The organism is Candidatus Ponderosibacter sp. Uisw_141_02 (assembly GCF_048087665.1).
In the GTDB taxonomy this organism is placed as follows: domain Bacteria; phylum Pseudomonadota; class Alphaproteobacteria; order Puniceispirillales; family Puniceispirillaceae; genus UBA3439.
In genome coordinates this window covers 418,154-430,388 of sequence record NZ_CP159807.1, presented here as the reverse complement: position 1 = coordinate 430,388, position 12,235 = coordinate 418,154, and the positions used below count along the sequence as shown (strand labels likewise).

General features: G+C 50.5%; 14 protein-coding genes and 1 tRNA gene. 8 read left to right on the top strand and 7 right to left on the bottom strand.

The features are described 5' to 3' along the window. Window positions 1-37: 37 nt before the first annotated feature. Window positions 38-1,051: a bifunctional riboflavin kinase/FAD synthetase gene (locus ABXT40_RS02150; protein ID WP_443646199.1), complete on the bottom strand. Its 1,014-nt coding sequence runs from the start codon at window positions 1,049-1,051 to the stop codon at window positions 38-40. Window positions 1,052-1,228: 177 nt separating this feature from the next. Here ABXT40_RS02150 and ABXT40_RS02145 point away from each other — a divergent pair, with 177 nt between their 5' ends. From ABXT40_RS02145 to ABXT40_RS02120, 6 genes are all read left to right on the top strand, one after another. Next, window positions 1,229-2,191: a mechanosensitive ion channel family protein gene (locus ABXT40_RS02145; protein ID WP_443646198.1), complete on the top strand. Its 963-nt coding sequence runs from the start codon at window positions 1,229-1,231 to the stop codon at window positions 2,189-2,191. After that, window positions 2,188-2,880, top strand: a complete 693-nt coding sequence (locus ABXT40_RS02140; protein WP_443646197.1) for a gamma-glutamylcyclotransferase — start codon at window positions 2,188-2,190, stop codon at window positions 2,878-2,880. The genes ABXT40_RS02145 and ABXT40_RS02140 overlap by 4 nt, the downstream gene beginning before the upstream one ends. A gap of 32 nt (window positions 2,881-2,912) precedes the next feature. Further along, window positions 2,913-2,998, top strand: a tRNA-Leu gene (locus ABXT40_RS02135). Between the two features lie 81 nt (window positions 2,999-3,079). Then, entirely contained in the window at window positions 3,080-3,658 is a 579-nt protein-coding gene (locus tag ABXT40_RS02130) for a YqaA family protein (protein WP_443646196.1), read from the top strand. Then, window positions 3,655-4,140 carry a disulfide bond formation protein B gene (locus tag ABXT40_RS02125; RefSeq protein WP_443646195.1) on the top strand — a complete coding sequence of 162 codons (486 nt, stop codon included), beginning with the start codon at window positions 3,655-3,657 and terminating at the stop codon, window positions 4,138-4,140. The genes ABXT40_RS02130 and ABXT40_RS02125 overlap by 4 nt, the downstream gene beginning before the upstream one ends. Window positions 4,141-4,174: 34 nt before the next feature. Next, window positions 4,175-4,708 carry a demethoxyubiquinone hydroxylase family protein gene (locus ABXT40_RS02120; protein ID WP_443646194.1) on the top strand — a complete coding sequence of 178 codons (534 nt, stop codon included), beginning with the start codon at window positions 4,175-4,177 and terminating at the stop codon, window positions 4,706-4,708. Between the two features lie 88 nt (window positions 4,709-4,796). Here ABXT40_RS02120 and ABXT40_RS02115 read toward each other — a convergent pair whose 3' ends face one another. Then, entirely contained in the window at window positions 4,797-5,360 is a 564-nt protein-coding gene (locus ABXT40_RS02115) for an HNH endonuclease (RefSeq protein WP_443646193.1), read from the bottom strand. 181 nt (window positions 5,361-5,541) lie between these two features. Continuing rightward, entirely contained in the window at window positions 5,542-6,192 is a 651-nt protein-coding gene (locus ABXT40_RS02110) for an alpha/beta hydrolase (protein ID WP_443646192.1), read from the bottom strand. Window positions 6,193-6,442: 250 nt separating this feature from the next. On the opposite strand from ABXT40_RS02110, the gene gluQRS reads away from it, so the two are divergent. Beyond that, a complete protein-coding gene (gene gluQRS, locus ABXT40_RS02105) occupies window positions 6,443-7,426 on the top strand; it encodes a tRNA glutamyl-Q(34) synthetase GluQRS (RefSeq protein ID WP_443646191.1) in 984 nt (327 codons plus the stop codon). Between the two features lie 339 nt (window positions 7,427-7,765). On the opposite strand, the gene ABXT40_RS02100 is transcribed toward gluQRS, so the two are convergent. Then, window positions 7,766-8,947 carry an MFS transporter gene (locus tag ABXT40_RS02100; protein WP_443646190.1) on the bottom strand — a complete coding sequence of 394 codons (1,182 nt, stop codon included), beginning with the start codon at window positions 8,945-8,947 and terminating at the stop codon, window positions 7,766-7,768. Window positions 8,948-9,137: 190 nt separating this feature from the next. After that, window positions 9,138-9,545 (bottom strand): Fur family transcriptional regulator, encoded by a 408-nt coding sequence (locus ABXT40_RS02095; protein ID WP_443646189.1) that lies wholly within the window; start codon window positions 9,543-9,545, stop codon window positions 9,138-9,140. Window positions 9,546-9,697: 152 nt separating this feature from the next. Between ABXT40_RS02095 and ABXT40_RS02090 the strand changes: the two genes are divergently transcribed. After that, a complete protein-coding gene (locus tag ABXT40_RS02090; protein ID WP_443646188.1) occupies window positions 9,698-10,636 on the top strand; it encodes a DMT family transporter in 939 nt (312 codons plus the stop codon). On the opposite strand, the gene ABXT40_RS02085 is transcribed toward ABXT40_RS02090, so the two are convergent. Both ABXT40_RS02085 and ABXT40_RS02080 read right to left on the bottom strand, forming a co-directional pair. Further along, the gene (locus tag ABXT40_RS02085; RefSeq protein ID WP_443646187.1) at window positions 10,633-11,403 is read right to left on the bottom strand and encodes a CDP-alcohol phosphatidyltransferase family protein; all 771 of its coding nucleotides are present in this window, start codon (window positions 11,401-11,403) and stop codon (window positions 10,633-10,635) included. The two genes, ABXT40_RS02090 and ABXT40_RS02085, sit on opposite strands and share 4 nt — an antisense overlap. Next, the gene (locus ABXT40_RS02080; RefSeq protein WP_443646186.1) at window positions 11,403-12,110 is read right to left on the bottom strand and encodes a phosphatidylserine decarboxylase; all 708 of its coding nucleotides are present in this window, start codon (window positions 12,108-12,110) and stop codon (window positions 11,403-11,405) included. Before ABXT40_RS02080 ends, ABXT40_RS02085 begins: the two co-directional genes overlap by 1 nt. Between the last annotated feature and the right edge of the window lie 125 nt (window positions 12,111-12,235).

Here is a 12,235-nt window from a genome sequence, read left to right as displayed (position 1 = left end):
ACTATCTCGAAGAAAAGGCTTGTTAAAAAAGGCAGGGTCATTGCTGACCAAGGGCGAATGGCGGTAAAAGCTGGCGTGCGGCTTCGGCATCTAAAGAAATCTGATTGATCAATTCTTCAATACCAGAAAATTTCTGTTCAGGTCGCAAAAAGGCCTTTAGCCGCACCAATAAACGCTTGTCATAAAGATCCATATCACGGTCAAACAAATGAGCCTCGCATAAAACGCCGCGATTTTGCACGGTTGGTCTGATGCCGATATTGGCAACACCATTGCCAATCTGGCGAACGAGACCTGCGCCATCGTCAAGATCAATTTCAACCGCATAGACCCCAAAAGCGGGATGCTGTAACGATCCAAGTGCGATATTGGCGGTTGGAAAGCCGATGGTGCGCCCACGGGAGTCGCCCCTGATGACGGTACCGGTCACCGCCCAATCATGGCCAAGCATCGCCGCGGCGGCATCCGGTGCGCCTGCCTGCAAGGCAGCACGGATACGGCTTGAGGAAATAACCGCCATATTTGCATCAACAAGCAACGGCACCGCTGTTGCGCTGATGCCCGAAGGTTTACCAACCTGATTGATTGTCTGCAAATCCCCGCCCCGCCCCTTGCCGAAGGCAAAATCAGTGCCGGCATAAAGCTGGCGAACGCCAAGACCGGCAAGAATGTTAGATACAAATTGATCGGCACCCGTGCTTCGTAACGCATCATCAAACCGGATATGAATGACGCGAGCTGGCCCCATCTGGCCAAGCAAACCCGCCAAAAGCCGGTCTTTTTCGCGGCGGTCGGCAAGATGGAATGGCGCCTCATCCTGACGGAAAAACTCGCGTGGATGCGGATCAAAGGTAATGACCGACGGCAGCAGGCCATCGCGCCGCGCCGCGGCGACCGCAGCGGCAACAACCTTTTGATGCCCGCGATGGACACCGTCAAAATTACCGATTGCCGCCGCCAGCCCCTCGCCAGCAAAAACAGTGCCAGCCAGCGGCGCATCGCCAACGGCCCAATCAATCATCTCAACCATGTTTGTCTGTTGGTTTTTCATAGCGCGGCACTATATCGCCTAACGCCACTCAATATCAATCTCTGATCAAAAAAAGCGGCAATCCCAAACAGGTTTTTTACCAATTAAGCCAATCGCGTTTGCGTCATTTTGAATCATTCGGTTCTACCCAATAGAATACTTTTACATCACCTGGCGCATTTGATAAGATCGCGGCAAATGATCGGGCGCCAAAAACAGCTGGTAAAGACCGGCGTTATGGCACCTGCTATATCCGTCTTGCTTTTAACCGTGATTGATTGTGACAGACAGAATATGGAAACCATCACCAATAGTTTGTTCTCCGTGGATTTGTTAAATCAGCCCGGCGCCGATTTGATGCTTGGATTTGCCACGAAGATTCTAGCTGGCATTTTGACCATTATCATCGGATTTTGGCTAGCCGGTCGCGCCAGCCGCCTTGTCGTTGACTCAATTTCTAAAATTGATCGAATCGACAAAACCATTATGCCAATGATTGGCGCCCTTATTCGTTATGCTGGCATGATCCTAACTTTGGTTGTGGCGCTTGGTAAATTTGGCGTTGAAACCACATCCATCATTGCGGTTCTTGGTGCGGCTGGCCTTGCCATCGGCCTTGCGCTTCAAGGCACTTTGTCAAATGTAGCCGCCGGATTGATGCTAGTATTTTTGCGGCCATTTAAACTTGGCGACTGGATTGAAACGGCTGGTATGTCAGGCATCGTTCGCGAAATCGGACTTTTCACCACGGTGATCGACACGTTTGACAAGGTTTATATCAGCGTTCCCAATTCGTCGATCTGGTCATCCAATATTGTCAATCATTCACGCTATCGAACACGGCGTCTCGATCTTGATATCGGCATTGCCTATGAAAGCAATCTGGATGATGCCGAAGCGGCCTTGATGAGCCTTGCGACAGATCCGCGTATTCTGCCCGATCCAGAACCGCGCTTTCTGGTTGTCAGCTATGCAGACTCGGCGATCATTGTGCGGCTTCGTGTGCATGCCACCTATGATGATTTCTTTGATCTTGGCTATGATCTGCATCGCCAGCTAAAAGGCGCAATGGCGGCACATAATGTTTCAATTCCTTATCCGCAACGCGTGATCCGTCATGCCAGCGACGATGAGGCTGATGGATCTGTTGGCGGGGCATGACAAGCAAGTCAAAGCCCAGCCATATCACTCGTGAATCCCTGCAAAGCTGGCGCGTTGCCACGCTGGCACGCGAACGTGATGGCAGCAATACGTCCATTGCAAGCGAAGACCAGCTTCTTGCATCACGGCGCGCCATGATCCCCGATGATACCGATTGCCGCGATTTATGGGTGTTTGGCTATGGAAGCCTTATTTACAACCCAATCATCGCCCATGAACAGCGCCTGATTGCCCGCATTCACGGCTATCACCGGCGGTTTTGTTTATGGACTCAGATTGGTCGCGGCTCGCCAGAATGTCCGGGGCTTGTGCTGTCGCTTGATCGAGGTGGATCATGTGTTGGTGTTGGCTTCAAATTACAGCCCGATACCGCGATTGCCGAACTTGATCTGTTATGGCGCCGCGAAATGATGACGCTTGCCTATAATGCACGCTGGCTGCGGCTTCACACCGATGATGGAATCAAGCGCGGGCTTGCCTTTGTTGCCAATCCGCAGCGTCCGGCCTATGCGCCGCCAATGCCGTTTGAAGATCTGATCACGACAGTGGCGACGGCAATCGGATTTAACGGTCCTTGCCATGATTACCTGTTTGACACGGTTGCAGGCATGAAGGAATGCGGTATTCGCGATCATTCGATGGAAAAACTGGCAAATGCAGTATCACAGAGGCTTGCATCGGCTGAATAATTTGGGTAGGAACTGTTCTCCTGTTGGAAAGTGCGGCTGTGGCGGAATGGTAGACGCGGCGGATTCAAAATCCGCTTCTGGTGACAGAGTGGGGGTTCAAGTCCCTTCAGCCGTACCAACAAGGATTATTTTTGGGATAGTGACCTTAAAGTCTTTTGCAAAAGGCGAACAAGTCCCAAGGTCTGATTTATGGTGACCGATGCCAGTTTGGCGATTTTTAAAGCAACAATATGATTTCCTAATTCGCGCTGCTGCGACCAAATTAGCGGTACGCGCAATGTATGTTTTTGCCGTTCTAGAATCGATCATTATTCCTGTTCCGGTCGATCCATTGCTTGTTGCGACGGTGCTGGCCCGCCCCACCCGTTGGCGGCAATTGGCCATTGGCTGCGCAATCGCATCGGTTATTGGCGGGGTTGGCGGCTGGGTGATTGGCCGTTTTTTCAGCCTTCATATTCACGATTGGCTGGCTGTTCTGCCGACCAAGCTTGCCGCACCAGCCGCCTTTGCCGCGGTTGAAACCGGCTTTGCCGAATTTGGCATTTTTCTGGTGTTTCTTGGCGCTTTTTCACCGCTTCCTTACAAGGTTATTGCGGTGAGCGCCGGCCTTGGCGGTTTTGCTCTTGTACCTTTTGTTCTGACTTCGATCATTGGCCGTGGTTTGCGATTTGCAATTATCGCTGCTATTGCAAGACACAATGGAAACCCTATGATAGTGATCTTGCTGGTGACGGCGCTTGTCTGTTTATTTGCCATTGCAATAGGGATGACGCGATGAACAAACCTATCATTCCTCTGATTGGCTATCGGCTTGGCCTGATGATCGCTGGCGGCATTTCCACTGGCTTGCTTGGCGGCGCCTTATTATTTCAATATGTTGGTGGTTTGGCACCTTGCAGCCTTTGTATCTGGCAACGTTGGCCTCATCTGGCGGTGATGATTCTGGCCTTTATCGGCCTTCGCGGCATTATGCCCCGCCTGATGCTACAGCTGATCTTTATCAGCGGAACAATCAGTGCGGTGCTTGGCGGTTATCATGCTGGCATAGAGTGGGGATTCTGGGCGGGGCCAAACGGCTGCACGGCCAATCTTTCGCTTGATGGTGACATTTCGGCAATGACGCAGCTGCTTCTTGAAACGCCGTTGGTGCGGTGCGACGATGTGGCATGGTCGCTTTTCGGCCTATCAATGGCAGGATGGAACGCGCTGATCAGTCTTGACATTATTGCCGCGGCACTTATCTCGTCAAGACGTATTTGATCCAATCCTGTTCCTGTCCGGCAAAGGCTTTTTCATGACAACGGCAAAAACCACAACAAACCGGCAAGATATCGAACGCTATATCCGTGTTGACCATGCTGGTGAACGCGCCGCCCAGCAAATTTACCGTGGGCAGTTGGTGGTGCTAGACAAACATCCGATGGGCGAAGAAATCCGCCATATGATGGCGCAAGAGGTTGAACACCTGGAAACCTTTGACTCGCTGATCAATGAACGTCGGGTTCGGCCATCTTTGCTCGACCCACTTTGGGGCGCTGCTGGATTTGCGCTTGGCGTAGTGACCGCAGCAATGGGGCCAAAGGCGGCAATGGCCTGCACAATTGCGGTCGAAGAGGTGATTGGCGAACATTACCAGAAACAGGCCGAAAATCTTGGTGAAGATGAAGCTGAATTAAGAACAAAAATCGAACGGTTTCGTGATGAAGAACTGGAACATCGCGATATTGCTGTTGATTATAAAGGGCGCGAAGCACGGCATTATAAATTGCTTCATGATGTCATCCAGACCGGATGCCGCACCGCCATTAAAATTGCCGAAAAAATCTAGCCCGGAAAAGTTAGCCCAAAAAAATTCAGCCCGTAAAATCTGGCCAGCCTTGGCCACGATAACATTGTTTAGCTGTTAAAAGGCCAGATTATTCATCACTTTGCAATTCGCTATCCCAATAAAGATAGTCACGCCATGATTTATGAAGATAATTTGGCGGAAAAGCGCGACCATTTTCCTGCAATTGCCAAACATTCGGCGCTGCCGGTTTCGACAAGGGATGCATATTGCACTGGCTAGGCAGCAAATTGCCCTTGCGCAAATTGCATGAACCGCAGGCCGCAACCACATTTGTCCAATTGGTTCGCCCACCTTTCGAGCGCGGCACGACATGATCAAAGGTTAAATCAGCCGCCGAAAAGCCAGTGCCGCAATATTGGCAGGAAAAGCGGTCACGCAGAAAAACGTTAAAACGGGTAAAGGCAGGGTTGCGTTTTTGCGGCACATATTCCTTCAGCGCAATGACCGATGGCAGGCTCATCTCCATGCTTGGCGACGAGATTTTTTGGTCATATTCCGAAATGATGGTCACCCGATTAAGACAGACAGCCTTGATCGAGTCCTGCCACGACCACAAGGATAGCGGAAAATAATTCAACGGCCGAAAATCTGCGTTCAAAACCAAAGCTGGTGCGAAACTGCCTGCATTCATTCATGTCTCCCTGTCTAAAGACAAATTGTCTTTTCGAAGTCTTTCCATGACGCCTGCCAAGCAAAACATGCCAGCGATTGAAAAACAACCCTCTGGAATCAAGATATGGACAGGAATATTCAAATAGCCACTAGGTATTGGCGATCACAATCACAAAGACTCTCGAAATCAGACGCTTGGCTTAAGCTGGTAGATATTTCGCCAGAAATGCAATCGCTGCGGATAGGCCATCGGGATCAATGCCGTGACCAAGCCCGTCACAGGCCACGGTTTCAACCACAATTGACCGGCTTTGCATCACATCATATGACGCGCTTTGCAGCGCAAAGGGCACAATTTGATCATCGGTACCATGAACCAACAGAACCGGTGGGTAATTCACGCCATCAGCAAGATCATCATGCCGCAAAAGCGCGCCAGAAAAACTGACAATGGCCGCTGGGGGTGCGGCATGGCGTAACCCACAATGGAGACTCATCATGCCGCCTTGCGAAAATCCGGCCAATGCCAATGCCGATGCTGACAGGTTCAATCCGTCAAGCGCCGCCGTTATTGCGACGTCAATAACCGGTGCTGCGACAACCGGCCCATTCACCCGATCATCAATATCAAACCATTCGCGCCCTGCGGGATTCATCTTGCAAGGTGCTGGCCCATTTGGCACGAAAAAGGCCGCCCCAGGAAACCGAACCGAAATCGGATAGGCCAGATCGGCAAGATCATTGCCATCAGCGCCCCAACCATGAAGAAGAACAATCAGGCTGCTAGGTTGGCCGCCACGTGCAGGCGGAATAAATGGTCCGGATAGATCACCAAAACTGCACATTTCCATAAACTTTCTCCCGTGAAGCGGCGTCAAAATCTGTTTTCGCCTTATGGTCTGTCAATTGTTAACAGTAAACCGGCCTTTGCCAAAACGCTTATCTGATTGCCTGCCCGATTGCCTGCCCCCGATTGATGAAAAAATTGGCTGGCAGATAAGTCATCAAGCCGCGTTTCGCCAATTTTGTCTCCCCATATTCATTGACGAAATTGTTTTAAAGCGATAGGTCTGGATCAAGAAGAACAGCAGGATCACTGCCATGGATCGCCCCGTGATTACCCGATTTGCGCCAAGCCCGACAGGGCTTTTACATCTTGGCCATGCCTATGCGGCAAAGGTGGCGCATGATCTGGCATTGCAATCGGGCGGCAAAATGATCCTTCGCATTGACGATATCGACCATACGCGGTGCCGCGACATTTATTGCGCGCAGATTTTCAATGATTTGGACTGGCTGGGGCTGAATTGGTATGGCAGTGCCAGTGACGCGCAATCAGGCAACAATGCACCCCGCCAATCACAGCGGATGCCAGCCTATCAAGCGGCGCTGAAAACGCTTCAGGACAAGGGGCTTGTCTATCCTTGCTATCTTAGCCGCCGAGAATTGAACGAACTGTTATCAGCGCCACATGCGCCCCCAGCATCACAAATTGATAAAAATACTTCAGCCGCCGCAGCCCCGGCTTTGGTGATTGCCAATACCGATCAATTATTAAGCCAAAAAGAACAGGCGCGCCGTCATGCCGCTGGTCAAGGCGCAGCATGGCGACTTCGGATGGATACCGCCATTGACATCGCCCTTAGTAATAATTGTGGGCTTGGGCATGATGGGAGCGAGAATGGTGATGATGGCGAAACCCTGTCTTGGTTTGACCATCTGGCTGGCCGACAAATTGCCGATCCGGCACAATTTGGCGATGTGGTGATTGCCCGCGCCGATATTGCCGTATCATATCATTTATCAGTGGTGATTGATGACGCACTTGATGGGGTCACGCTGGTTACCCGCGGCAATGACCTTGCCGCTTCAACCCATCTTCACCGGCTTTTACAGGCACTATTTGCACTTTTGGTTCCCGATTACTGTCATCATGCGCTTGTTCTTGATCAGGCTGGCAAGCGGCTTGCCAAACGCGACTCTGCACATTGCCTTGAAATGATGCGGCAGATTCATGACGATCCGTCATCACTATTTGCCAAAATGCCGCCAATGCCGACGGTAAATTTACATGGCAACGCCTAAAAGGCGCTAATTCAGGGGCATCTGCACAAAGCTGTAAAGCATTATCTATTTTTCTAACATTTAAATTAGTCAGTGGGGTTGACTTAAATAATTATTAATCCCATATATTGCATCGCACCAAATGAAATTTTGTGCGTTTCCTCCCTGAACTCGGTCGTGAGCTTGCTCACGACCTTTTTTTTGGCTTGTATCTTCACAAAATCTAATTTGAAAATTAATTGTTTCCATTATGTGCATAATAAAACAGGCTGTTTTAAATTGCTGCACCGCAACATAGCCGAAACCATGCCCGCCTCGACATCGCACCTAATGTGCTAAAATATGAAAACAAAATAAAAATTAGGCATGGTTGGGACGGCAAACCATGCCAAGCCAAGCCACCGCCATGGCGATAATCATTACTGGCCCAAGGGCTGATAAAACCATTACTTCCCAGCCAAATTGGCTGTGCAACGCGCCAGCGGCCAAGGACGCCGTGGTGACCGATGTTGTGGTGACCAGATCAGCAATGCCTTGAACCCGCCCGCGTTCTTCAGGCTTGGCCGCGCTTGCCACAAGCGAACTGCCGCCAATATAAAGAAAATTCCAGCCAAGCCCCATACAGGCTAGCGCCACAAAATACCACCAGAACCCATCACCAAGAAGCGCGCTAGCAATGGCTGCCAGATAAATCAGCACGCCACTTGTCAGAATGACTGGCGCGCCAAATCGGGCAATCAGATTGCCGGTAAAAAAGGCTGGCGCAAACATGGCAACAACATGCCATTGAATAATGGTCGCATTGGCCGAGGTTCCAAGCTTGGCAACATTAACCACCTGCAATGGCGTGGCGGTCATCATATAGCTCATCATCGCATATCCAATGGCAGCACTGATCACGCCAACGACAAAAATTGGCATTTTGAAAAAACGACCAATCGGCCGCCCACCCGAACCGGTAAGCTCTGGTTTTGGAATCTTCACCCCACTTAAAAAGCCAAGCGAGACAAGCTGCACCGCGGCAACGCTGAAAAAACAGCCCGCATAGAGATGCCCCGGCACAAAATCAACTGTATTGCGCGCAATTTCCGGCCCCATGAACGCTGCCAGCAAGCCACCAGCCAGTACATAGGAAATGGCCTTTGGTTTTTGTGACTCTTCGGCGCTATCAGCGGCGGCATAACGATAAAAACCGGCACAGCCATGCGCAATACCAAGAAACATCGACGCCAGACAGAACAGCCAGAAATTTGAAATGAGAATGGCAATGCCTTGGGTAAAGGCAGACCCAGCCGCGATCATCACCCCGCTCATAAAGACCGGCCGACGGCCAAATCGCACCATCAGCAATGACGCTGGCAAGGTGGTTAGCATTGACGTAACAAATTGAAGCGACAGCCCCAGCGTCGCCAGCCATGGCAAGGGCGATAAAAGACTGCCGACAAGCGCGGTATTGATGATATTCACATTCATCGTTGTCATTGATAGGGCCTGCGCCGCCGCAAGCCTGATCACGTTGCCGGTATTGCTTTTTGCCTGCATGATAGTGATGTCCAAGATAGGCGCCAGCCATAAAGCCATCGACCAGCATAGCGCATGAATAACAAAGCCAATATCACCCTATAATACGATTTCCAACGAAGCACAATCAGCGGCCATCACCGCAAATGACAGGCCAGTGCTATCGGTCAAAAACCGCGCATTGACCCATGTTCAAGATCTTCATTTAAAACTAGGGCTTTAACTTCCGGCCGAACAACTCAAGACGGTGATCAACAAGTTCATAGCCCATTTCACGGGCAATCTGTTCTTTCAAGGCTTCCAGCTCGGCATGGTAGAATTCGATTACCTCGCCGGTTTCGACATCGACAAGATGTTCATGATGTTCGCCAGATTCTTCATAGCGGGCGCGTCCATCACCAAATTCCAGCCGGTCAATAACCCCTGCCTCTTCCAGCAATTTTACCGTTCGATAGACGGTGGCAATTGAAATTGTGCGATCCTGCTCAACCGAGCGCCGATGTAGCTGATCAACATCGGGGTGATCTTCTGACCCTTCAATGACCTCTAAAATAATCTGCCGCTGGCTCGTCATGCGAATGCCATTATTGAGGCATTTTTCAATAAGCCCGCTTGTCATGGCATCACCCATCTATTGAGTTGGTTACAAGATGGCTTAACTATAAGCCGGATAGATAAAGCAATCCAGCCCCAAGCGTGATTTTCACCATTGCGCTTTGCCCCAACCGAATTCAATTGACGTTGATCACGTTTGCGGGAACTGTTTTGCCCATGATACCACCAGCATCCAATCGCCTAGGCAATGATAGCGCAAGTGCGACAAAGGGCATTTTGCAGCTTTGTGCGGCCATGCTGTTTATTCCAATCCTTGATGTTTTTGCCAAGCTTCTTGGCCAGGCATTAGACCCTGTCGAAGTCACCTTCATGCGGTTTGTCATGCAGATTTTGCTGATGGCACCCTTGGTCATTTGGGCGCGTCAATGGCATGTCCCAGCTGGCACTTTGATGATGCAATTTGCCCGCGGCATCCTGTTGGCAATTGCCACCGTTTGTTTCTTTGCCGCGCTTCAGCATTTGCCGATGGCCGAGGCCATTTCGATTTATTTTGTCCAGCCATTGATCCTGACCGCGCTATCAGCACTTTTTCTGGGCGAGCAAATCCGACAAAGGCGGATTATCGCAATCATCATCGGGCTTTTCGGGGTGGTGGTGATTTTGCAGCCAAGCATCGTGATTTTTGGTGCGCCAGCCCTGTTTCCGCTGGCAACAGCACTGGCTATGGCAGGCTATGTTACGATCACCCGCCGCCTTGCTGGCAAAGCGCACCCGTTTCAAATGCAGTTCATTGTTGGCATTACAGCGACAATCGCACTTGGTGCTACCATGCTGATTGGCCAGATGTTTGATCTTGCTGGCACTGGCTTCATCATGCCAAATGCACAACAATTTGAATGGATTATCTATATGGGGATTGTCGCCACCATTGGCCATATCTTTATCGTCTGGGCGGCCAATAACGCACCAGCAAGTGTGCTGGCACCTTTTCAATATACCGAGATTATTTCGTCGGTGATTTTAGGCTATCTGGTGTTTGGCGATCTGCCCGCCAAAAGCACAATTCTTGGCGTTTGCATTATTGTTGGATGCGGCATCTATCTGTTTCATCGTGAACGCATTGCCGCACAAGAAGATCGCCAAGCCAGCCGCTAGTTGGTTTCGCTACCTTCATATTGCCGCCGCTCACGCAAGAACTGCAATGTCGACAAAGGCAGGCTAAGCGTGTAAATCACCACTACCGCCATATAAGTAAACCAAGGTTCGGTCACGACAGCAGCGCCAAGAAGGCCAATTACCGCCAAAATTGGAAGCACCGACTCGACGGGCAATTTCAACCGCTTGCCAGCAAAGGTTGGCAACGCGCTAACCGCGCCAGCACCAACCAAAACTAACCAAGCGGATACCCAATTTGGATCACGCGCAATTTCAAGATTGAATTGCAGATCAATGACGATCGGCAATAACACAAGAAAGCCTGATGCAGGTGCGGGAATGCCAGTAAAATAGCCCTTGGCATAATCAGGCGGGTCAGGCAGTTCAGAGTCAAAACGCGCCAGTCGAAGCGCAATTGAAACCGCATAGAACAATGTTGCCCACCATGCCATCGTGCCAGCATCCTGCAAGGCCCAGATGTAGAGGCATAACGCCGGAACAACGCCAAACACAACCAGATCAGACAAGCTGTCAAGCGCGGCACCAAAGGCGCTTGAAGTTTGAAACCGGCGCGCCGTGCGCCCATCAAGCGCATCAAAAACTGCAGCAACACTGATCAAAATAATCACCCCAGCCCAGCGTCCATCCATCGCAAATCGTAAAGCGGTTAGGCCTGAGGCAAATCCGGCAACGGTCAAAATATTGGGCAAAAGCCAATAGATCGAAACTGACCTGAAACGCTTTTTCTTTTGCGGACGCTCGCTCATCACCGGCAAACCCCATCAGTAATTTCGGCTGTCTTACCCGACAGATCGGCAAGGATTGTTTCACCAGCAATTGTTGTTTGCCCTGCCAAAACATAAACCGGCGTTGTTGCTGGCAACCATACATCAACACGGCTGCCAAATCGGATAATACCATATTGCTGACCAATATTCAGATAATCGCCAACCGCCGCTTCAAGCAAGATTCGGCGGGCAACAAGCCCTGCAATCTGGACAACACCAACAGGCTGACCCGATGCCATTTCGAGTACCATATTCTGGCGTTCATTCTGTTCCGACGCCTTATCCAGACTGGCGTTCAAAAACGCACCCTCGTGATAGGATGTGGCAATCACTTTACCGGCAACCGGCGCGCGGTTCACATGAACATCAAACACATTCATGAAAATCGAAATGCGCCGCCATTCGCCCTTTGGCAGATCAAGATCATCCGGCACCGGCACAATGCCAGTTGATAACACCCGCCCATCAGCAGGTGCAATGACAAGATGATCGGTCACCGGCGTTGTGCGCTTTGGATTGCGGAAAAAATAAATACACCATAGCGATAACAGGCTGCCCGGAAGCAGGAATCCTGCCCAAAAATAGGTGATGATTGCCGAAACAAGGATAAACAGGAAAATAAACGGCCAGCCAGCAGGATGGATTGGCACCAGAACTTCATCCTTGACGCTTTTGTAGATATTCATTTGTTTAAACCTGTTTTCCAATAACCGTTATCAGCGGTTGGTGCGCTTGCCGCGACAAAGCCAAAATTCGTTGCTGGCACCATATCCATTTGCAGCGCAAACGTCATCAAATAATTAACCTAGGA

Coding starts and splice junctions, on each gene's coding strand:
- ABXT40_RS02110 (WP_443646192.1), bottom strand. CDS start 6,192: ATGGAAATGTGCAGTTTTGGTGATCTATCCGGACCATTTATTCCGCCT.
- ABXT40_RS02150 (WP_443646199.1), bottom strand. CDS start 1,051: ATGAAAAACCAACAGACAAACATGGTTGAGATGATTGATTGGGCCGTT.
- ABXT40_RS02100 (WP_443646190.1), bottom strand. CDS start 8,947: ATGCAGGCAAAAAGCAATACCGGCAACGTGATCAGGCTTGCGGCGGCG.
- ABXT40_RS02090 (WP_443646188.1), top strand. CDS start 9,698: ATGATACCACCAGCATCCAATCGCCTAGGCAATGATAGCGCAAGTGCG.
- ABXT40_RS02085 (WP_443646187.1), bottom strand. CDS start 11,403: ATGAGCGAGCGTCCGCAAAAGAAAAAGCGTTTCAGGTCAGTTTCGATC.
- ABXT40_RS02125 (WP_443646195.1), top strand. CDS start 3,655: ATGAACAAACCTATCATTCCTCTGATTGGCTATCGGCTTGGCCTGATG.
- ABXT40_RS02095 (WP_443646189.1), bottom strand. CDS start 9,545: ATGACAAGCGGGCTTATTGAAAAATGCCTCAATAATGGCATTCGCATG.
- ABXT40_RS02115 (WP_443646193.1), bottom strand. CDS start 5,360: ATGAATGCAGGCAGTTTCGCACCAGCTTTGGTTTTGAACGCAGATTTT.
- ABXT40_RS02145 (WP_443646198.1), top strand. CDS start 1,229: ATGATCGGGCGCCAAAAACAGCTGGTAAAGACCGGCGTTATGGCACCT.
- gluQRS (WP_443646191.1), top strand. CDS start 6,443: ATGGATCGCCCCGTGATTACCCGATTTGCGCCAAGCCCGACAGGGCTT.
- ABXT40_RS02130 (WP_443646196.1), top strand. CDS start 3,080: ATGCCAGTTTGGCGATTTTTAAAGCAACAATATGATTTCCTAATTCGC.
- ABXT40_RS02140 (WP_443646197.1), top strand. CDS start 2,188: ATGACAAGCAAGTCAAAGCCCAGCCATATCACTCGTGAATCCCTGCAA.
- ABXT40_RS02080 (WP_443646186.1), bottom strand. CDS start 12,110: ATGAATATCTACAAAAGCGTCAAGGATGAAGTTCTGGTGCCAATCCAT.
- ABXT40_RS02120 (WP_443646194.1), top strand. CDS start 4,175: ATGACAACGGCAAAAACCACAACAAACCGGCAAGATATCGAACGCTAT.